The following is a 19,678-nucleotide window of genomic DNA, read 5'->3' as shown; positions in this document are numbered from 1 at the left end:
ACACATGGATTTTTGGTTAGATCTCCTCTTTGGCAATGCCGTCGGCCTGTCGTCAATGATCGTTATCTTTATCACGCTGGGATTAATGCTCTTTTTTGGCGGTTACTTTGTTTACAAGGTACTGTCTGCACCTTCTCCTCACTAGAGCCATTTAGCAATGTCATCTGCTTGCGCCAGGGTCCAACTTGTCGGTTTTGGCCCTGGATTTATTTTCTTCTATCCGTATTTCTAACCACACCCTCACCTGTAACATATTGCAATCCTTAGCAACTGAAGTCACTTGGGTATAGAAGTCGCTGGGTATATAATCGAGTTATATGCCTTCAACCCACGAACACCATGTCTAAAAACGATGAATTAGATCTCTTCCGAGAGATGATGGCTGATGTCGCTCCTATCAAGCAGGACAAAGTCGAAGTCGCCCACAAGCACCAAGTCACCGAAGCCCACCTCGCAAGGCGTCTTGCGGCACAGACCTTGTCTGACAGCGATCCTGAATACCTTTCTTTAGACTACGCAAAAATGGTCAAGCCTGACGATATGTTGGCGTTTAAACGTGATGGTGTTCAAGAAGGCGTATTCCGTAAGCTTCGTCTGGGTAAATACGATATCAATGCCCGACTGGATCTACACCGCAAGACCCTAAAAGAAGCGCGTGATGAAGTACTCAACTTTCTTCGCCAGTGCCAAAGAATGGATATCCGTACTGTGATGATTGTTCACGGTAAAGGAGAGAAATCCAACCCACCAGCACTGATGAAAAGTTATGTGGCCACTTGGCTGGAACAAATATCTGATGTGATGTGTTTCCACTCAGCCTTGCGCCAGCATGGTGGTAACGGTGCACTCTATGTCATGCTGAAAAAAAGCGCTGAGCGCAAGCAGGAAAACCGTGAGCGTCATAGCAAGCGACAAAGTTAAACCCAGGGTACACATCCTCCAACTAAAAAAGGAGCCGAAGCTCCTTTTTATCATTCGAATACCAGTCTGGATATTAAAGCACTAAGCCTGAACAACAACCCGCATCGCCAGCAGGATCAGCACGACGCCAGATAGCCTATCGATCATCTGCGCTTTGGTACGCAGTTTATCTAATACCTTCGGATTAGATAAAACAAAAGCAATAAGGGTGTACCACATGCCATCCACCAGCAGAGGTGTTGCCACAATAATCGCTCGGCTGCTCAATTCCGTCCCTACCGCCACAAACTGGCTGAATAGTGCCAGGAAAAACAAGGCTAGCTTAGGGTTGAGCAATGAAATCATTGCCCCATCGCGAGCAGCTTCCACTAGGCTCGTTGATTGGCCCGCAGCCAATTTCGCTGCGACTCCACCTTTAGAGCGCAAAGCATTGACCCCAAGGTAAGCTAAGTAACCTGCCCCCGCATAAGTGATAACACTAAACAGCATCGGTGACTGCTTGAGTACAACCGCTAGGCCCAGCAAGGTCACCAGCGCATAAACACCAACACCCGCAGCGTGTGCCCAGGACGTCACGACCCCATGCAAGCGACCTCCCGCCAAGCTGTGCTTGGCAACAACAGCCAAACTTGGTCCCGGCGACATTGCGCCTAGCATGCATATCATAAGTAACGAAAGCCAAATACTGAGTGTCATTATTGTTTTCCTGTGGGTTACAGTGTTTCCTTGATATCACACACTTTAACAACGACATGCCATGCGAGGAAATCAAAAGAAATCATCATGGTTATGATTTGAAATCATAACCGTATAAACCCCCTCCTAAATCGAATACATCGAGCTTTTCATCACCATCAGTACTTGCTCGCGGAACCAGCGGTGGGCAGGGTCATTTTCATAGCGGAGATGCCAGAGCAGCCAATAGCTATGTGTGGGTTTCGGGATAGGCAAGGGTTTATAAGTTATATCAAACCAAGCCTGCATATTACGGGATATGTGCTCGGGCAACACCATTAACATATCGGTGCGTACTAAGGTTTGAAAGGCAGCACTGAAGAAAGGAACAGAAAACTGAACATCTCGATGCAGCCCCCGTACTTTGAGCTCCCGCTCGACAAAGCTATCTTTATCCCCACCCGCCGACACCCGCATATGCGGGTAGCCAGCAAGCTGTGCCAATGACAGCTCAGGCTCATTGGCCAGAGGATGCTGCCCACGCATCACGCACACCGGAAAGTCCGAGCCAATAAGAGCTCCGCACAGCCCTTCTGGGATTTTCGGCAGCATGGTCGATACCAACTGGATGTCTAAATCAGCTAAATTAGATAAGTACTCCGGTGACCACAAACGGTAACTGATATTCACCTGCGGCGCCTGCTGCTGCACCCGTTCGACAATATCAGGCAGGATATATTGGGCAACATAATCAGAGGAGGCCATGATCATCGGCCCTGTCCACTGCTGCGGTGAAAATGCGGGTTCTTCCAGTAGCCCTTGGCAACTAGCAAGGATATTATCAACCTTGCCTTTCAGTTGAAGCGCCTTGGGAGTAGGCAACAAGCGGTTACCTTCTCTTATCAGCAAAGGATCACCGAACAGCTCACGCAGCTGAGTCAGCTGGCGGCTGACTGCTGACTGGGTTACACACAGGCGCTCCGCCGTGCGACTAACATGAGACTCTTCCAGCAGTACCTGTAAGGTTCGCAGCAAGTTCAAATTCACGTTCTGCATTGCCAGCCTTTCGCTTTAGACGTATTTGTCTCTGGATCCAATTACAGTTTTGCCAACGGGGCAAACAGTCCCCCCGTCAGTGCTAGCAAATCGCTGGGAGCCAACTCGATTTCCAGTCCCCGCCGTCCGGCACTGACGCAGATAGTTTCGAACTGCTGGGCCGAGGCATCAAGAAAGGTCGGCAAGCGTTTTTTTTGCCCCAGCGGACTGATCCCGCCGACAATATATCCAGTCGTCTTTTCCGCTATTTGGGGATCGGCCATGTCTGCCTTCTTGGCACCAGCCGCCTTCGCGGCCGCTTTCAGATCGAGCAACCCCGCGACAGGCACAATCGCAACCGCCAACTTTTTTGGATCGCTATTGAGAGAGAACAGCAAGGTTTTGAATACCTGACTCGGATCCTGCCCCAGAACTTCTGCCGCCTCCAGACCAAAATTGGTGTTGGTCGGATCGTGCTTGTACTGATGAATGGTATGAGCGATTTTCTTTTTCTTGGCAAGGTTGATAGCAGGGGTCATAACCACTCCATTATCTATAACAGGCATCTACTATAGCCCAATGCAATTGATGCCAAAACAAAAAGCCCTGTATCAGCAGGGCTTCGTTCTAACTTAACAATTTACCGTAAGCGTTAGCGGTAAACCATCTCACCTTTGTCCGCGAAAGCATTCACGTCAATGGGGCTATTGGTCTGTAGGAATTCCTTCAGGACTTCTGCATCCACAAAACCGGTGTTTACATAGCCTAAGTGATCGGTCAGCTTAGGATAACCATCACCGCCCGCCGCGTTGAAGCTCGGCACTGTAAAGCGGTATGTCTCAGTCAGGCTTAGCGGTTTGCCGCCGATCGATACATTGCTAACCTTACCATTGGTAACCTCCATTGAAATACCGTAAAACTGGGCATAAGCACCCGAGTCAACCGGCTTGGTGGCAACCACGTTAAGATAGTCCATCACTTCGCTACCCAGCATATCGGTATAGGTCACAATGTTGCCAAACGGCTGAACAGTCAGTACATCCTTATAGGTGATATCGCCCGCGGCAATAGAATCACGCACACCGCCTGAGTTCATCACAGCAAAATCTGCCTTGGCACGCTGCATGTGAGAAGCCGCAATCAAACGCCCTAGGTTCGTCTGCTGGAAACGAACCACGTTGCGATCACCTTCAAGTTTACCGTTAGATTCGGCGATCTTGATATTCAGCTGATCTTGTCCACGTTCCTGGAATGGCTGTAGGAAGGCTTTGACCTCTGTATCCTGGGCGATTTCATCTTGGATAAAAACACGCTGTTTAGAACCATCAGCCAACGTCACTTTCTTCTTCAGGTTAACCGGGATCAAGTCATAGCTAACCATCTGAAGTTCACCGTTCTGGAACTCAAAATCAGCGCGACCGACATACTTTCCCCACTCGTGAGCCTGGACAATCCATGTACCATTTTGCTGATCTGGCTGACACGCATCACCCGGATTAAAATTCTTGTTGTACATGTTAGGCCCTTCCATGCACACAGGCTCTTGGGAGTGACCACCAACAATCATATCTAACTCACCGGCAGGTAGGTAACGTGCAAGCGCAACATCACCCGGTGCGTTAATGCCGTTGTTACCATTGGCGTAGTGACCCATATGGGTCGCCGCAATGATAACGTCTGGGTTCTCGGTTTCCTTCAGCTCTTCGATCACCTTCTGAGCTTCTGCTTTAGGGTCGCGGAAATCAACACCACCGATATATTCAGGGTTACCTATTTTCGCCGTATCTTCAGTTGTCAGTCCGACAACCGCGATCTTAATGCCTTGCTGTTCGAAGATCTGGTAAGGCTGGAACAGGCGCTCGCCAGTTTCCTTGCCATAAATGTTGGCAGACAACATCGGGAATTCAGCCCACTCTTCCTGCTTGCGCAGTACTTCCAGCGGATTATCAAACTCATGATTCCCCAGTGCCATCGCATCGTAACCTAGCATATTCATGCCCTTGAAGTCCGGCTCGGCATCCTGCAAGTCTGACTCTGGCACACCAGTATTAATGTCGCCCCCAGAAAGCAACAGGGTAGTTCCGCCTTTAGCCGCCACTTCTGCACGGATCTGATCCAGTAGCGTCTTACGTGCCGCCATACCGTACTCACCGTTGGAGTTCTGCCAAAAACGACCATGGTGATCGTTGGTATGGAGAATAGTGATCTTGTACGTTTGATCAGCCTGCCAAGATGGCGCTGTTGTTTCAGATTGACTCGCACAGCCTGTCAATGAGGCCAGAATAGCAGCCGTTAGCACTGCCTTGGTGAAAAAGCATTCCTTCATGGGGGGTCACCTTGATCTCGTTATATGATTGATTTGACAGCGTCAGTTTAAGTTATTTACTGCACGCTGTTGTGTGGTTTTCATCAATCTGTTGACCAGATCACTATACGAACATCGCAATTTCATAACACCGGAGTAACAAGCAAAAAAAAGCCTCACTAGCGTGAGGCTTCTGATACTACTTTGGATTTTTCTAACTTAACTGGCCACCGATCAAGCAATCGCAGGCTTGCGAGTTGGATGCTTAAGGAAGATCGCCGTGATCGCTGCAAAAGCGAGGAAGAAACAGTAGTAAGAGTGGCTGACAACCTCTAACGGTGACAAACCAAATACCGATCCCAGCAATAGCGCCTGTGCACCGTAAGGCAAAACACCCTGTACCACGCATGAGAAGATATCCAACAAGCTTGCCGATCGACGAGGGGTCACACCGTTCTCTTCTGCCAACTCGCGCGCTACCCCACCAGAGACAATAATCGCCACAGTATTGTTCGCGGTACAGCAGTTGGTCAAACCGACCAAACCGGCAATACCCATCTCGCTGGCACGCAAGTTCTGGGCTTGCGAATGCTGCTTGCTAAAGACACGAATGACCTTGCTGATCAATTGAGTCAGGTAAGCCAGGCCACCCTGGCGGCGCATCAGCTCACCCATGCCACCAATAAGCATCGACAGCAGGAAGATCTCTTGCATGTTGCCGAAACCGGCATAGATGTCCTGACCGTAAGTCGACAGGCTGTAATCCGGGGTGCCAAACAGACCAATACCACCCGCGAGCAAAATACCGATACTCAGCACAACAAAGACGTTCAAGCCCGACACAGCTAAAACCAAGATAGTGATATACGGCAGCACTTTCAGCCACTCAACATCCGAACTTGCTGGCACTTCTGTCGGCGTACTGCTGAACATGAACAGCAGAATAGCGGCAATAGCGGCAGGTAAGGCAATACGAATATTTTCACGGAACTTGTCTTTCATCTGACAGCCCTGCGAACGTGTCGAGGCAATCGTGGTATCCGAAATAATCGACAGGTTGTCACCGAACATCGCACCGCTCAGTACCACACCGGCCGTCAGGGCGACATCCATACCCGCAGTTTGCGCGATACCCAAAGCAACAGGTGCAACAGCAGCAATTGTCCCCATAGAGGTCCCCATCGCTGTTGCGATAAAGGCCGAAATCACGAAAATACCCGGCAGGATCATACTGGCAGGCAGCATTGAAAGGCCAAGGTTTACCGTGGCATCCACGCCACCCGTCGCTTTAGCGACAGAAGCAAACGCACCAGCCAACAGGTAAATCATGCACATAGCAATAATATCGCTATGGCCTACCCCACGCAGGAACTGTTCAATCGCCTTGTTGAGCTTTTCCTTACTCAGCAAGATAGCCACCATGACAGCAGGCAGCGCAGCTACCGGTGCCGGCAGTTGGTAGAAAGCAAAATCTACACCTTGCAATGTCAGGTACGTACCGACACCGATGAACAAGGCTAAGAAGATCCCAAGAGGGAGTAATGCCAACGCTGAAGGAGTTGGCTCACTAGAGTTATGTTGTGTTGTGTTCGACATGATGGCTACAGGACATCTATTTTAGAAATTGCGTCTAGACTAAGTGTTGTTAATGGCCGCGTCAACTTCTAGACGTCTAAACATCTAAAAAAACCACCAATCATAGAATAGTAAACTCATCAGGTATTACTGTAACAACACACATATTCCCTCGATAGATCGACAATTTATTGACGCCGCCAGGTGTAAATTCGTCAACCCAAAGTCATAATAAATCATCAGGTTGAAAAATGTTCGACCAAGGCTACTTTTCCGTGCAACAGGCAATAAATCGCTATAGAATCCGCCACGCAACCCCCTACCCACCCTCTGTTATTGAGATAAATACAATGACATTAACCTTGAAACAGAAACTCATCGGCGCCAGCCTTTTTGCCGTTGTGATTATGGCAACGGCTCTTACTTGGCTTGCTGCCGACCAACTTTTTGACCAGACCCGTCAGGGCATTTACGCCCGTGCCGAGAGTATCGCCCATGCAGCCAATGAAGGGATTGGCGACTGGGTGCAAATCCGCCGTGATATTGCCAGTTCATTCAATGATTACAGCTCCGAAGAAAACATGGTGCCGTATCTCCAGCTAGCCCGAAAAGCTGGCGGATTCGATGATATATTTTTCGGCACACCAGCCGGAGAGATGTTCCGCTCCCACCCAGAGCGTAACCGTGCTGACTACGATCCCCGCACCCGCCCATGGTATGGCGATGCGGTCAGTGCCAACCGCCAAATTGTGACCACCGCCTATCGTGATGCCATTACCAATGCGTTGCTGATCACCATTGCCGAACCGGTACGAAATAACGGTAGTCTTCAGGGCGTCGTTGGTGCCGATGTGCTCATCGACCAGCTAGTCAGTGATGTGATCAACTTGGATGTCGGCAAAAATGCCTACGCCATGCTGATCAACAAACAGGACAACACCTTTCTTGCCCACCCTGATGAGTCTTTGATCCTCCAGCCTATCAACCGCTTCAGCAACGAGCTAAACATGGCTCTGATTGATGATGCAGCCCGTAACGGCCGCATTGAAATCGCGACCATTAAAGGTGAAGAGAAACTATTCTACTTTGCACCTGTTCCGGGTACCGACTGGGTGCTGGGCCTAGAGATGGATCGCGCTACGGAACAAGCCAACCAGACAACCCTGCTTCGCCAGCTTATTATCACAGCCATAGTGATCACCCTGATAGTCGTTGCGATAACCGCCACCCTCGTCGGCTACCTATTCCGCGACTTGGCGCGAGTATCTGATGCACTTGCTGAGATTGCGACGGGTGAAGGTGACTTAACCCAACGCCTAGAGCCGCGCAGCGATGATGAGGTAGGTCAACTTGCCCATAACTTCAACCGCTTCGTCGGCAACATGCATGCCATGGTCTGCAAGCTTAACGATGTGTCGAACTCGTTGACCCAGCAGGCACACATTACCGCCTCGCAAGCAGAAGAGCGCAGCACCCGCATCCAGCATCAACAGGATGAAATCAATATGGTGGCCACAGCCATCAATGAAATGGCCGCAGCGACGCAGGAAATTGCCGGTAACGCCGACAACACGGCACGCACCGCAGGTGAAACGGTGAATGTGTCTGATCATGGTGCGACCCAGGTGGGTCAGAGTCAGCACTCTATTACCAGCCTTGCTACCGAGGTCGATACGGCTACCGGCGTGATCAGCGAGCTGAATACTCATGCCCAGAGCATCAACACTATTTTGTCGACCATTCAGGGGATTGCCGAGCAAACCAACCTGCTGGCACTGAATGCCGCCATCGAGGCTGCCCGCGCCGGCGAGCAGGGACGAGGCTTTGCCGTGGTTGCCGATGAAGTACGAGTACTGAGTCAGCGTACACATGCGTCGACACAGGAAATCCAGCAGATGATCGAAACCCTGCAGCAGACCACAGGTAAAGCGGTTGGGATCATGGAAGACAGCCGCAAACTGGCTGAGACCAGTGTTGATGATGCCAACTCCGCATCAGCTAGCCTGTCGCAGATCAACAGCGCCGTTACCAACATCAATGATATGGCGACTCAAATTGCCTCGGCGGCAGAAGAGCAATCATCTGTGACATCGGAAATTACCCGTAATACCGAAGGGATCCGCGATGTCTCCAACGAGCTAGCAGTAGAAGCCAACGAGGCCGCCAAGCAAGCCGCAGAACTGTCGGAGCTATCCTTTCAGCTCCAGCAGGAAATCAGCCGCTTTAAGCTGTAAGCGACAAGCCAACGGCAACAAAAAAGGCGATACCTAGGTATCGCCTTTTTTATAAGTAAAGCCGCTAAGCCTTATTTAATTTCAATCTCTTCGAAGCCTTTCACCAGGTCATCAAGCTGCTTCAGCTGACTCAAGAACGGCTCAAGCTTATCCAGCGGGAACGCTGACGGGCCATCGCAACGCGCTTGATCCGGCGTCGGGTGCGCTTCCATGAACAGGCCTGCAATCTTAGTCGCCAAACCAGAACGAGCCAAATCAACCGTCTGCTCACGACGACCACCTGAGGCTGCACCGTTTGGATCGCGACACTGCAGGGCGTGAGTGACGTCAAAGATAATTGGGCTACCTTTAGAAGCCTTCTTCATCACGTCAAAACCTAGCATATCAACCACTAGGTTGTCATAACCGTGCAGCACACCACGCTCACACAGGATGATATTTTCGTTGTCGCACTCGGCGAATTTTTCAACGATATTTCCCACTTGACCAGGACTCATAAACTGAGGCTTCTTCACGTTGATCACAGCGCCAGTCTTAGCCATCACCTGAACCAGGTCAGTCTGGCGTGCTAAGAAGGCAGGAAGTTGGATCACGTCAACCACTTCGGCAACAGGCTGGGCCTGGTACTGCTCGTGGATATCAGTAATGATTTTCACGCCAAAGGTGTCTTTCAGCTCTTGGAAGATCTTCAATCCTTCTTCCATACCCGGACCACGGTATGAATGCACAGAAGAACGGTTTGCCTTGTCGAAAGAAGCCTTGAAGACATAAGGAATGCCTAGCTTGTCTGTCACTTCAACGTACTTTTCACAGATCTGCATCGCTAAATCACGTGATTCCAATACGTTCATACCGCCGAATAGGACAAACGGCTTATCATTGGCAACATCAATATCGCCAACGCGAACAACTTTCTGTTCCATCATCTTCTCTCTTAATTTTTGAACCTATGCCTGCAAGGATCAATGCAGGGTCAGCGGCTCTTTGTTGAGTTCTTTAACCTGAATTTTCAACAGCTCAGCAGCTGGGTCTTCAGGGCATTGCTCGATAAAATATTCGTAATCCGACACTGCCGCATGGCTGCATTCCAGCTGCTGGTAAATATAGCCGCGATCTCGGATTTCGTGCGGGTCTCCCGGACGGAAAGCGCCAATAGCCACATCACTGCAGCGCAGCGCTTCGGCAAACAGCCCCTCGCGCAGCAGGGCACTTTTCATCACGGTTAGCCAGCGAGCCAAAATATCGCCATTACCGGCCGTGACGAAGTGTTCACTACGCAACTCGCTAAAGGGCCCCTTGTGCCCTTTCAGCCAAGCAGCCATCATATGCTTGCTCAGGTACTCACCATCAAACGGGTTAATGTACTGAGGTTCGCTGCCGTACCACTCGACCTTCAGGATAAACTGGGTCGGAAAACCCACAGCACTTACCGGCAAGTCCAGACGATGCGCCAGGAATAGGAATAGGGCACCCAAGGTAACCGGGATCCCTTTCTTACGCTCGAGCACCTTGTCGAGAAATACGTTCTCTGATGAAAAATACTGCTCGTGATCGCCAATAAAGCCCCACTCGCGGTAAAACAATCGTAACAAGCCTTCAAGACGTAAGTAGCTGTCCGGCTCATCCATCAAGGCATGCTCTGCCTCCTGGGCAAGGCGTGCCAACTGGATATTGACCCAGCCTGCGGGGAAATGCGGATCCACCGCTTCTGTCATCGCAACCGCGCCATCCACCAGCGGCATCTGCTCCAGTTCTTGTTCGGTAAAGCGTAACATGGTTATCCTAGGAAAGAGGTTTTGGTCATTGCAATCTGAGCGGCTGCCATTACCCAGCCCAGCGAGCCGAAAAAAGCAAAGGTCTTAAAGACCTTGTTCGACCCCACCTTCAGGGTGAAGTAGCCAAGTGCAATATAGGCCAAGACGCAACTAATCTTTTGCGTCATCCAGCCACCAGCTTCGGTAAACGGCACGAAACCGGTAATGAAAATCAACGTTACCCCGGTCAGCAACAACACCGTATCAACAACATGTGGGGTAATTTTAATGAACTTTTTATCGCTCAGGGTCGAGTTGGCCATCATCAAGCAGTAACGCAAAATAAACAATGTCACACTCAAGGCGATAGCCAGCATATGTAGATGTTTAACAGCGGTATACATAAGTTATTATCTCTCTATCCTTGCCAGCAGCCCATGGTTACACGATCCAGGCCTGCATAGTCCTGTGCTGTGGATACCTGCTGGTACCCCAGCGCCTCTAAAATTTCACGTACCGCCACACCTTGCTCGTAACCGTGCTCCATCAGTAACCAACCACCTCTTTTAAGATGTTGGCGCCCCTGCTCACTGATCACTTGGATATCAGCCAAGCCATGATCCTCTGCCACCAAGGCACTCTTGGGCTCAAAGCGGACATCACCCTGCTCAAGGTGCGGGTCTGCTCCGTCAATGTATGGCGGATTACTGACTATGACAGAGAAGCGCTCTTGCTCTGTCAGCGGGCTATACCAGCTGCCTGAAAGAAAGCGGGCGTTGGTAATGTGCAGGTTGACGCGGTTTTCTTCGGCCAGTGCTGCCGCTTCCGGCCGCAGGTCAATACCTGTAACCGCAATGTCACGCCGCTCTGAGGCCAGCGCTAAAGCAATGGCACCGGTTCCCGTTCCTAAGTCCAGCACATCACAAGCGCTCGTTGGCAGCTTCTCCAGTGCCAACTCAACCAACCTTTCGGTATCCGGGCGCGGGATCAAGGTATGGGGTGCGACTTTCAATGGCAATGACCAGAATTCACGTTCACCGACAATATAGGCGACCGGCTCCCCGATCTGGCGTCTGGCCATGACAGCCTCAAACGCTGCCAGCTGGGCGGCGTCTAATTCTTTTTCAGGCCAAGTCAGCAAATAGCTGCGTGGCTTATCAAGCACATGGCACAGCAATACGGCGGCATCGATATGCGGGCTGTCACAGCCCGCGTCCATCAATGTCTTCACCGCCAGCTTGAGCTGGGCGTCTATCGACACGGTCATTAGTTTTGCTCAGCCATTGCGGCTAGCTGATCGGCCTGATGCTCTTGCAGTACCGGCTGAATCAGGCTGTTCATGTCCCCTTCCATCACTTCGTTCAGGCGGTAGATAGTCAGGTTGATACGGTGGTCAGATACACGCCCCTGCGGGTAGTTGTAGGTACGGATACGGTCAGAGCGATCGCCCGAGCCTAGCAGGTTACGGCGGGTGCTCGCTTCTTCAGCATGGCGCTTCTCTTCCTCAGCCTTGATGATGCGGGCCGCCAGCACTGACATCGCCTTGGCTTTGTTCTTGTGCTGGGAACGCTCATCCTGGCACTCAACAACAATACCGGTTGGCAAGTGAGTAATACGGATCGCGGAATCGGTGGTGTTAACGTGCTGACCACCAGCACCAGAAGCACGGAAGGTATCGATTTTCAAATCGCCGGTATTGATTTCAGGGATTTCCGCCTCAGGAATTTCCGGCAGTACCGCAACCGTACAAGCTGAAGTATGAACACGGCCCTGAGATTCAGTCGCAGGTACACGCTGAACACGGTGACCACCTGATTCAAACTTCATCGTACCGTATACGGCTTCGCCACTGATTTTAGCGATCATTTCCTTGTAACCACCTTGCTCAGAAGCGTTGGCACTCATCACTTCGATGCGCCAGCCGCGTGATTCAGCGAATTTGCTGTACATACGGAATAGATCACCGGCGAAGATACCAGCCTCATCACCACCAGCACCGGCACGGATTTCAACAAAACAGTTACGTTCATCGTTTGGATCTTTAGGGATCAGTAGAACTTGAAGTTCGTCTTCAAGGCGGATGATCACCGCTTTAGCTTCCTTGACTTCCTCTTGCGCCATTTCACGCATTTCAGGATCGTCTTCGTTGGCCATCTCTTCAGCAGTTTCCAAATCTTCTTTGGCTTGCTGGTAAGCCTGGAAGCACTTGGTGACTTCCTCCAGCTGTGAATATTCACGGGAAAGCGCACGGAACTTGTCCTGGTTACCAATGACCTCTGGATCACTGAGTAAGTGCTGGACTTCTTCATAACGCTCAACCAGCGTTTCTAATTTCACTAAAATTGAAGGTTTCATATAGATTTCTACTGTATTCCATTAAAGGCAGGGAAGGTTCCCTGCCCGAATTAATTCTTGCCGATATCTAAACCGAGCGTTTCACGGATCACGGCCAGCTTTTCTGGCTCACCCTCTTTGGCCGCCTGCTGCATAGCACGGGTAGGCGCGTGGATAAGTTTGTTGGTCAACTTGTTACTGAATTCCACCAACACTTTCTCAGGGTCCCCGCCATTGGACAGTGCCTGCAAACTGCGAGTTAGCAGATCTGACTTGAGCTCTTCGGCCTGACAACGGTACTGGCGAATACTGTCAACCGCTTCGAGCGAACGGATCCAACTCATGAACGCCGCGCTTTCTTCACTGACGATTGCTTCAGCCTGTATGGCCGCCACTTTACGCTGTTCACGGTTTTTCTCAACAATACTGTGCAAATCATCAACCGAGTAAAGGTATGCGTCGCTAAGCTCACCCACTTCTTGCTCAATATCGCGGGGAACAGCAATATCCACCAACAGCATAGGTTGATGACGGCGAGCCTTGATGGCTTTCTCGACCATCCCCTTACCAATGATCGGCAGCGGACTGGCCGTTGAGCTAATCACGATATCAGCCCGGTGTAAGTGCTCTGGGATCTCCGGCAAACTGATCACCTCAGCACCGAATTCGCGCGCAAGGTTTTCTGCCCGCTCCTTGGTTCGGTTGGCTACTATCAAGCGGTTGCAGCCTTGTTCGACTAAATGTCGGGAAACAAGCTCAATCGTCTCGCCCGCACCGACCAACAACACGGTGGCCTCTTCAAGCGATTCGAAAATCTGTTTCGCCAGTGTACAGGCAGCAAAAGCCACCGATACCGCGTTGCCGCCAATATCAGTTTCAGTACGAACCCGCTTTGCCACGGTGAACGTTTTATGAAACAGTTTTTCCAGCATCCCCTGAATAACTTGGCTTTCTCGGGAATCAGAATAAGACTGTTTAACCTGGCCGAGGATCTGAGGTTCGCCCAATACCAGCGAATCGAGCCCGCAAGATACCCGCATCAAATGCCGGACAGCGGCCTGCTCCTCATGAAAGTACAGGCTTGTCATCAGCTCTTCGGTATTGATCTGGTGAAACTTACTCAACCAATCAATCATAAGCCCGGGGCCTTGCTGCGTCACATCACAATATAGCTCTGTACGGTTGCAAGTTGAGACAATCACCCCACTATGGACCTCTGGATGGTTTCCCAGCTGGTTCAAGGCCTGTTTCATCTTTTCAGGCGAAAACGCAACCCGCTCACGCAAGTCTACCGAGGCTGTTTTATGGTTTATTCCTAGTGCAAGCAATGTCATGGAGACGGTGTACCACTTCGCCGATGAAATATGATTTAAGGGCGGATTTTACTTGATGCCCCCGCTTAATTAAAGAACGCATATCGAATCTACATGGCAATAACCCACATAAATTAGCATTCAATTATTCAAAGGATAGGAAAAAAGAGTGATAGCCACCTGCCTTTTTCCGAGAGAAGGAGTTGGAAATATTAAGTTTTAACCGCTATTGTTTGCCAACAATACTCAATAAAAAAGTGATAACGATGATGTCATTATTGCGACATGCCCGACATCCTTTTGCCCGCATTCCCCGTAAAGCACCATGGTTAGCCCTTATTCTGTCACTACTGGCTGGCTGTGCCACCCAAGCACCGCAGACAAGCCAAACCGACTGGGATAACCATGAACAGGCTCTTCAGGCACTCTCCAGCTATCAGGCTAAAGGAAAGCTCGGCTACAAAGGTAAGCAGCGTTTCGGCGCCAATTTGGTTTGGGAAACCGCGCCGGCACAAGACCACCTATTACTGACGAACTTCTTGGGTTCGACCCTGTTAAAACTTGATGCTACTCCAAGTCGCGTGACCTTAGTCGACAATTCAGGAAAAACCCATCAGGGTACCAATGCCAGTGAGCTGGTTTCCAGCCTGACAGGTATTAACTTGCCGATTGAGCAGATGCGCGACTGGCTCATCGGCTTACCGACTGCAGCCGATACCTACCAACTCAATGATGAAAATCGCGTTGGCTACCTGGCTAAGCGTGTTGACGGTAAACTGTGGCAACTCGACTACAACGAGTACGACTACTCTGTCAGCCCGGCACTGCCCAAGCGTATGGTCTTGAGCACGACTGGCGCGAGCATTACCCTTATTATCCATCAATGGTCCATTAACTAGAGTACGCTATGATCACCCGCACCACCCAATGGCCGGCACCGGCCAAGCTGAACTTATTTCTCTATATCACCGGCCGCCGCGCGGATGGCTACCATGAACTGCAGACCCTGTTCCAGTTTCTCGATCATAGCGATACCTTGACCATTACTGCCAAGGACGGCAATGAAATCACCCTATCTCCGGCAATTGATGGTGTGAAAACCGAGGATAACCTGATCTACCGTGCCGCGGATGCACTGCGCCAACGGGCAGGGATCCAGGCTGGGGCCGACATCCATATCGACAAAATTTTACCGATGGGCGGTGGCCTCGGCGGCGGCTCCTCCGATGCTGCTACCACCCTGGTCGCTCTCAATTACTTATGGCAAACCAACCTAAGCATTGACGAACTGGCCAAACTCGGCTTGACATTGGGAGCCGATGTCCCAGTATTTGTCCGAGGCCTGAGTGCTTTTGCTGAGGGTGTGGGCGAAGAATTGCAACCGGCAGAACCGAAAGAAATGTGGTATCTGGTTGTCAAACCAGAGGTAAATATTGCTACAGTTGATATTTTCACCCACCCCGGGCTAAAAAGGGACAGTAAAAAACGGTCTTTAAATGCACTGTTAGCAGGGGTTTACGAAAACGATTGCGAAAAAATCGTCAGATCACTGCACCCTGAGGTTGATAAGGCGCTTTCGTGGCTGTTAGAATACGCGCCGTCGAGATTGACCGGCACTGGCGCTTGCGTGTTTGCTGAATTTAGCACTCCCGAAGCGGCCACTGCAGCCCTGAAAAATTTACCTGACTGGCTCCAAGGATTTGTCGCAAAAGGTGTCAACACATCTCCCCTTTTGACAGCCTTGAACGCACATTCTATGGATTGTCAGTAACTACAACTTGGACGCAACCTGAGGTTTCCACCGTGCCTGATATGAAGCTGTTTGCTGGTAACGCGACACCAGAACTAGCCCAACGCATTGCTGATCGTCTTTACATTTCTCTAGGAGACGCAACAGTTAACCGTTTTTCCGACGGTGAAGTCTGTGTTCAGATTAATGAAAACGTTCGTGGTAGCGACGTATTTATCATTCAATCTACTTGTGCGCCAACCAATGACAACCTAATGGAACTGGTTGTTATGATCGATGCGCTACGCCGTGCTTCTGCAGGCCGTATCACCGCTGTAATCCCTTACTTCGGTTATGCTCGCCAAGACCGCCGCGTCCGTTCTGCCCGTGTGCCAATCACGGCTAAAGTCGTTGCCGACTTCCTGTCTAACGTGGGTGTTGACCGCGTTCTGACTGTTGACCTACACGCTGAGCAAATCCAGGGCTTCTTCGATGTTCCTGTAGATAACGTGTTCGGTAGCCCTGTACTACTAGAAGACATTCTGGCGAAGAACCTGGAAGATCCAGTTGTTGTTTCTCCAGATATCGGTGGTGTTGTCCGTGCCCGCGCTATCGCGAAGCTACTTGACGACACAGATATCGCTATCATCGACAAGCGTCGTCCACGCGCTAACGTTTCTCAGGTAATGCACCTGATCGGTGACGTTGAAGGCCGCGACTGCATCATCGTTGATGACATGATCGATACTGGCGGTACACTGTGTAAAGCAGCTGAAGCCCTAAAAGATCGTGGTGCTAAGCGCGTATTCGCTTACGCAACGCACCCTGTCTTCTCTGGCAGCGCGCCACAGAACATTCGTGAGTCTGTGATTGACGAAGTGATCGTAACTGACTCAATTCCTTTGACTCAGGAAATCGTTGACACTGGCCGTGTATCGGTTCTGACGCTATCAGGTATGCTTGCTGAAGCAATCCGTCGCATCAGCAACGAAGAGTCAATCTCAGCGATGTTCCAGCACTAATTCTGGACCGCCAAAGAGATCCAACGCCTCGCCTTGTGCGGGGCGTTTTTCGTTAAGATATCAATTTTGCCTAATTTGATATAATATGGCGCGCGATTTTACAGCCCCTAGACTTGAGAGATCAGTGTGAGTAACAATATTCGCTTACTTGTTGGCCTAGCAAACCCCGGAGCCGAATATGCCAGGACCCGTCACAATGCCGGTGCCTGGATCGTAGAAGAGCTGGCCCGTGTACACAATGTCAGCCTACGAGAAGAAGCCAAGTATTTTGGCCAAACAGCCCGGATCCAGACCAATGGGCAGGATCTTCGCTTGTTGATCCCGTCGACCTACATGAACCTCTCGGGTAAATCGGTTGCTGCTCTGGCGAAGTTTTTCCAAATAAAACCAGAAGAAATCCTGGTTGCCCACGATGAGCTTGATCTCCCACCGGGTGTGGCCAAGTTCAAGAAAGGTGGTGGTCACGGTGGCCATAACGGCTTGCGTGACATCATCAGCAAAATGGGTAACAACAAAGATTTTTACCGCCTACGTGTGGGTATCGGCCACCCAGGTGATAAGAACAAGGTCGCGGGTTTTGTTCTTGGCAAGGCACCAGCTAAAGAGCAGGAAAATATCGATGCCGCCGTTGATGAAGCGGTACGCTGTATGGATATTTTGCTCAAAGATGGCTTAAACAAGGCCCAAAATCGACTACATTCATTCAAAGCTGTATAAGCCGGATACTGTAGTCAATACTGAATTTATTTTTCGGCAGCAAGTCTGCCGGACTGTTTTACCGAACAACTACCAAAAGGGTTTCACACCATGGGTTTTAAATGCGGAATCGTCGGCCTGCCTAACGTAGGTAAGTCCACTCTTTTCAACGCCCTGACAAAAGCAGGGATCGAGGCAGCGAACTTCCCGTTCTGTACTATCGAACCAAACACAGGCGTTGTGCCGGTGCCGGATCTGCGTCTTGATGCCCTGGCAGCTATCGTTAACCCTGAGCGCATCCTGCCGACAACGATGGAATTCGTTGATATCGCCGGCCTAGTTGCTGGTGCATCCAAAGGTGAAGGCCTGGGTAACAAATTCCTGGCCAACATCCGCGAAACGGATGCAATCGGCCACGTTGTTCGTTGCTTCGAAAATGACAACATCATTCACGTCGCAGGTAAGATCAACCCGATCGACGATATCGAAGTGATCAACCTAGAGCTTGCTCTGTCGGATCTTGATACCTGTGAGCGTGCAATCCAACGCCAGGCCAAGCGCGCCAAAGGCGGTGATAAAGATGCCAAATTCGAAATCGCTGTACTGGAAAAAATGCTGCCAACCCTAACCGAAGGTGGTATGGCACGCTCAATCGAGCTAAGCAAAGAAGAGTTTGCTGCAATCAGCTACCTGAACTTCCTGACGCTTAAGCCAACCATGTACATTGCCAACGTAAGCGAAGACGGTTTCGAAGATAACGAATACCTAGATATGGTGCGCGAGCTTGCAGAGAAAGAAAATGCGGTTGTGGTTGCTGTATGTGCCGCTATCGAATCTGAAATTGCAGAGCTTGACGATGCTGACCGTGAAGAGTTCCTGTCTGACATGGGTATCGAAGAACCGGGCCTAAACCGTGTGATCCGCTCGGGTTACGAGCTATTGGAACTACAAACTTACTTCACAGCGGGTGTGAAGGAAGTGCGTGCATGGACAATCCCTGTTGGTGCAACCGCACCTCAAGCAGCAGGTAAGATCCACACCGACTTCGAAAAAGGCTTTATCCGTGCAGAAGTGGTCGGTTACGACAACTTTATCGAGTTCAACGGTGAAAGCGGCGCGAAAGAAGCAGGCAAGTGGCGTCTGGAAGGTAAAGACTACATCGTTAAAGACGGTGATGTTGTCCACTTCCGTTTCAATGTGTAATTAAGCTCAACGCTTTTTTAACCTCTCAGAAAGCCAGCCTTAGCGCTGGTTTTCTTTTTTGTCGGCGTACTAGCCTTCGCTTCGCTCGGTATGGCAATATTGTTTTACATGGCCAATGTTGTTTTATCGCTTTCAGACGGGCTAAAACGCATAAAAGCAGTTGTTTAGCACGGCAAACGCCCAGTTCGTCCAAATAACCAACGAACAAGCGGGTTTTTTCAAGATAATCAAAAAAACTGTTGACGCTTTTGGCTGGTATGAGCATAATGCGCCCCGTTCCCGAGACGGCGGCCAGATAGGCAGACGGCTTGGAAAACAACAAAATGGCTACGTAGCTCAGCTGGTTAGAGCACATCACTCATAATGATGGGGTCACAGGTTCGAATCCCGTCGTAGCCACCATTTCTCTTCCTCAGGAAGCGAAATACAATGTGCGGAAGTGGCGAAATTGGTAGACGCACCAGATTTAGGTTCTGGCGCCGCAAGGTGTGAGAGTTCAAGTCTCTCCTTCCGCACCATCTTTTCTTAATGAGCTTTTGCTTGATTAGGAAAACAAGTCTCTGAAAAGAGCAACTGCAGGTCTATCGCCAAGCGGTAAGGCAGCGGCTTTTGATGCCGCCATTCCCTGGTTCGAATCCAGGTAGACCTGCCAACTTTACAAGGTTGTGGATTACTAGTATAGTCGGCAACCCATGATGGCTACGTAGCTCAGCTGGTTAGAGCACATCACTCATAATGATGGGGTCACAGGTTCGAATCCCGTCGTAGCCACCATTTCTCTCCTTTATGGTGAGACACAAAACATGCGGAAGTGGCGAAATTGGTAGACGCACCAGATTTAGGTTCTGGCGCCGCAAGGTGTGAGAGTTCAAGTCTCTCCTT

19 protein-coding genes and 4 tRNA genes are annotated in these 19,678 nt (G+C 50.4%); 12 read left to right on the top strand and 11 right to left on the bottom strand.

The features are described from left to right. Positions 1 to 4: 4 nt before the first annotated feature. Together NHN17_RS04690 and smrA are read left to right on the top strand one after the other, a co-directional pair. A complete protein-coding gene (locus tag NHN17_RS04690; RefSeq protein ID WP_006232775.1) occupies positions 5 to 145 on the top strand; it encodes a DUF3149 domain-containing protein in 141 nt (46 codons plus the stop codon). Between the two features lie 194 nt (positions 146 to 339). Continuing rightward, positions 340 to 921: a DNA endonuclease SmrA gene (gene smrA / locus NHN17_RS04685; protein ID WP_255040974.1), complete on the top strand. Its 582-nt coding sequence runs from the start codon at positions 340 to 342 to the stop codon at positions 919 to 921. Positions 922 to 1,002: 81 nt separating this feature from the next. Here smrA and NHN17_RS04680 read toward each other — a convergent pair whose 3' ends face one another. From NHN17_RS04680 to NHN17_RS04660, 5 genes are all read right to left on the bottom strand, one after another. Then, positions 1,003 to 1,617: a LysE family translocator gene (locus NHN17_RS04680; RefSeq protein ID WP_255040973.1), complete on the bottom strand. Its 615-nt coding sequence runs from the start codon at positions 1,615 to 1,617 to the stop codon at positions 1,003 to 1,005. A gap of 126 nt (positions 1,618 to 1,743) precedes the next feature. Beyond that, positions 1,744 to 2,652, bottom strand: coding sequence for a LysR family transcriptional regulator (locus tag NHN17_RS04675; RefSeq protein WP_255040972.1), 909 nt, complete (start codon positions 2,650 to 2,652; stop codon positions 1,744 to 1,746). A gap of 41 nt (positions 2,653 to 2,693) precedes the next feature. After that, positions 2,694 to 3,170 carry a Cys-tRNA(Pro) deacylase gene (gene ybaK / locus NHN17_RS04670; RefSeq protein ID WP_255040971.1) on the bottom strand — a complete coding sequence of 159 codons (477 nt, stop codon included), beginning with the start codon at positions 3,168 to 3,170 and terminating at the stop codon, positions 2,694 to 2,696. A 113-nt stretch (positions 3,171 to 3,283) separates the two neighbouring features. Continuing rightward, on the bottom strand, positions 3,284 to 4,957 hold the full coding sequence (gene ushA / locus NHN17_RS04665; RefSeq protein WP_255040970.1) for a bifunctional UDP-sugar hydrolase/5'-nucleotidase UshA: 1,674 nt from the start codon (positions 4,955 to 4,957) through the stop codon (positions 3,284 to 3,286). A 213-nt stretch (positions 4,958 to 5,170) separates the two neighbouring features. Further along, positions 5,171 to 6,532, bottom strand: a complete 1,362-nt coding sequence (locus tag NHN17_RS04660) for a Na+/H+ antiporter NhaC family protein (RefSeq protein ID WP_255040969.1) — start codon at positions 6,530 to 6,532, stop codon at positions 5,171 to 5,173. Between the two features lie 329 nt (positions 6,533 to 6,861). Here NHN17_RS04660 and NHN17_RS04655 point away from each other — a divergent pair, with 329 nt between their 5' ends. Further along, positions 6,862 to 8,745, top strand: a complete 1,884-nt coding sequence (locus NHN17_RS04655) for a methyl-accepting chemotaxis protein (protein ID WP_255040968.1) — start codon at positions 6,862 to 6,864, stop codon at positions 8,743 to 8,745. 71 nt (positions 8,746 to 8,816) lie between these two features. Here the strand turns inward: NHN17_RS04655 and kdsA are convergent, their stop codons facing one another. From kdsA to hemA, 6 genes are read right to left on the bottom strand one after another with little or no spacing between them, the layout of a single operon-like run. Beyond that, the gene (kdsA, locus tag NHN17_RS04650) at positions 8,817 to 9,671 is read right to left on the bottom strand and encodes a 3-deoxy-8-phosphooctulonate synthase (protein WP_255040967.1); all 855 of its coding nucleotides are present in this window, start codon (positions 9,669 to 9,671) and stop codon (positions 8,817 to 8,819) included. A gap of 36 nt (positions 9,672 to 9,707) precedes the next feature. Then, complete coding sequence (locus NHN17_RS04645) at positions 9,708 to 10,520, bottom strand: SirB1 family protein (RefSeq protein ID WP_255040966.1); 813 nt, start codon at positions 10,518 to 10,520, stop codon at positions 9,708 to 9,710. A 2-nt stretch (positions 10,521 to 10,522) separates the two neighbouring features. Beyond that, positions 10,523 to 10,903, bottom strand: coding sequence for a SirB2 family protein (locus tag NHN17_RS04640; RefSeq protein ID WP_255040965.1), 381 nt, complete (start codon positions 10,901 to 10,903; stop codon positions 10,523 to 10,525). Positions 10,904 to 10,917: 14 nt separating this feature from the next. Further along, entirely contained in the window at positions 10,918 to 11,766 is an 849-nt protein-coding gene (gene prmC, locus NHN17_RS04635) for a peptide chain release factor N(5)-glutamine methyltransferase (protein WP_255040964.1), read from the bottom strand. Continuing rightward, entirely contained in the window at positions 11,766 to 12,854 is a 1,089-nt protein-coding gene (gene prfA / locus NHN17_RS04630) for a peptide chain release factor 1 (protein ID WP_255040963.1), read from the bottom strand. The genes prmC and prfA overlap by 1 nt, the downstream gene beginning before the upstream one ends. 50 nt (positions 12,855 to 12,904) lie before the next feature. Beyond that, positions 12,905 to 14,167: a glutamyl-tRNA reductase gene (hemA, locus tag NHN17_RS04625; RefSeq protein WP_255040962.1), complete on the bottom strand. Its 1,263-nt coding sequence runs from the start codon at positions 14,165 to 14,167 to the stop codon at positions 12,905 to 12,907. Between the two features lie 245 nt (positions 14,168 to 14,412). Here hemA and lolB point away from each other — a divergent pair, with 245 nt between their 5' ends. The 9 genes from lolB to NHN17_RS04580 all read left to right on the top strand — a co-directional run bounded on the left by lolB (position 14,413) and on the right by NHN17_RS04580 (position 19,570). Beyond that, positions 14,413 to 15,045 (top strand): lipoprotein insertase outer membrane protein LolB, encoded by a 633-nt coding sequence (lolB, locus tag NHN17_RS04620; protein WP_255040961.1) that lies wholly within the window; start codon positions 14,413 to 14,415, stop codon positions 15,043 to 15,045. A gap of 8 nt (positions 15,046 to 15,053) precedes the next feature. Further along, positions 15,054 to 15,917: a 4-(cytidine 5'-diphospho)-2-C-methyl-D-erythritol kinase gene (ispE, locus tag NHN17_RS04615; RefSeq protein WP_255040960.1), complete on the top strand. Its 864-nt coding sequence runs from the start codon at positions 15,054 to 15,056 to the stop codon at positions 15,915 to 15,917. Positions 15,918 to 15,949: 32 nt separating this feature from the next. Further along, positions 15,950 to 16,897 carry a ribose-phosphate pyrophosphokinase gene (locus tag NHN17_RS04610; RefSeq protein ID WP_255040959.1) on the top strand — a complete coding sequence of 316 codons (948 nt, stop codon included), beginning with the start codon at positions 15,950 to 15,952 and terminating at the stop codon, positions 16,895 to 16,897. 126 nt (positions 16,898 to 17,023) lie between these two features. Next, on the top strand, positions 17,024 to 17,614 hold the full coding sequence (gene pth / locus NHN17_RS04605; RefSeq protein WP_107350369.1) for an aminoacyl-tRNA hydrolase: 591 nt from the start codon (positions 17,024 to 17,026) through the stop codon (positions 17,612 to 17,614). Between the two features lie 90 nt (positions 17,615 to 17,704). Beyond that, on the top strand, positions 17,705 to 18,796 hold the full coding sequence (ychF, locus tag NHN17_RS04600; protein ID WP_255040958.1) for a redox-regulated ATPase YchF: 1,092 nt from the start codon (positions 17,705 to 17,707) through the stop codon (positions 18,794 to 18,796). Positions 18,797 to 19,121: 325 nt separating this feature from the next. Then, positions 19,122 to 19,198 (top strand) — tRNA-Met (locus tag NHN17_RS04595). A 31-nt stretch (positions 19,199 to 19,229) separates the two neighbouring features. Continuing rightward, positions 19,230 to 19,314 (top strand) — tRNA-Leu (locus NHN17_RS04590). 59 nt (positions 19,315 to 19,373) lie between these two features. Continuing rightward, positions 19,374 to 19,448 (top strand) — tRNA-Gln (locus tag NHN17_RS04585). Positions 19,449 to 19,493: 45 nt separating this feature from the next. Next, a tRNA-Met gene (locus NHN17_RS04580) sits at positions 19,494 to 19,570 on the top strand. Positions 19,571 to 19,678 lie beyond the last annotated feature (108 nt).

It is taken from the genome of Photobacterium pectinilyticum, from assembly GCF_024357955.1.
Lineage (GTDB): Bacteria > Pseudomonadota > Gammaproteobacteria > Enterobacterales > Vibrionaceae > Photobacterium > Photobacterium pectinilyticum.
This window is presented reverse-complemented; position numbering and strand designations above follow the sequence as displayed.

Coding starts and splice junctions, on each gene's coding strand:
- NHN17_RS04660 (WP_255040969.1), bottom strand. CDS start 6,532: ATGTCGAACACAACACAACATAACTCTAGTGAGCCAACTCCTTCAGCG.
- prfA (WP_255040963.1), bottom strand. CDS start 12,854: ATGAAACCTTCAATTTTAGTGAAATTAGAAACGCTGGTTGAGCGTTAT.
- NHN17_RS04675 (WP_255040972.1), bottom strand. CDS start 2,652: ATGCAGAACGTGAATTTGAACTTGCTGCGAACCTTACAGGTACTGCTG.
- NHN17_RS04655 (WP_255040968.1), top strand. CDS start 6,862: ATGACATTAACCTTGAAACAGAAACTCATCGGCGCCAGCCTTTTTGCC.
- prmC (WP_255040964.1), bottom strand. CDS start 11,766: ATGACCGTGTCGATAGACGCCCAGCTCAAGCTGGCGGTGAAGACATTG.
- NHN17_RS04680 (WP_255040973.1), bottom strand. CDS start 1,617: ATGACACTCAGTATTTGGCTTTCGTTACTTATGATATGCATGCTAGGC.
- smrA (WP_255040974.1), top strand. CDS start 340: ATGTCTAAAAACGATGAATTAGATCTCTTCCGAGAGATGATGGCTGAT.
- ychF (WP_255040958.1), top strand. CDS start 17,705: ATGGGTTTTAAATGCGGAATCGTCGGCCTGCCTAACGTAGGTAAGTCC.
- NHN17_RS04645 (WP_255040966.1), bottom strand. CDS start 10,520: ATGTTACGCTTTACCGAACAAGAACTGGAGCAGATGCCGCTGGTGGAT.
- ybaK (WP_255040971.1), bottom strand. CDS start 3,170: ATGACCCCTGCTATCAACCTTGCCAAGAAAAAGAAAATCGCTCATACC.
- ispE (WP_255040960.1), top strand. CDS start 15,054: ATGATCACCCGCACCACCCAATGGCCGGCACCGGCCAAGCTGAACTTA.
- NHN17_RS04690 (WP_006232775.1), top strand. CDS start 5: ATGGATTTTTGGTTAGATCTCCTCTTTGGCAATGCCGTCGGCCTGTCG.
- hemA (WP_255040962.1), bottom strand. CDS start 14,167: ATGACATTGCTTGCACTAGGAATAAACCATAAAACAGCCTCGGTAGAC.
- kdsA (WP_255040967.1), bottom strand. CDS start 9,671: ATGATGGAACAGAAAGTTGTTCGCGTTGGCGATATTGATGTTGCCAAT.
- lolB (WP_255040961.1), top strand. CDS start 14,413: ATGATGTCATTATTGCGACATGCCCGACATCCTTTTGCCCGCATTCCC.
- NHN17_RS04640 (WP_255040965.1), bottom strand. CDS start 10,903: ATGTATACCGCTGTTAAACATCTACATATGCTGGCTATCGCCTTGAGT.
- ushA (WP_255040970.1), bottom strand. CDS start 4,957: ATGAAGGAATGCTTTTTCACCAAGGCAGTGCTAACGGCTGCTATTCTG.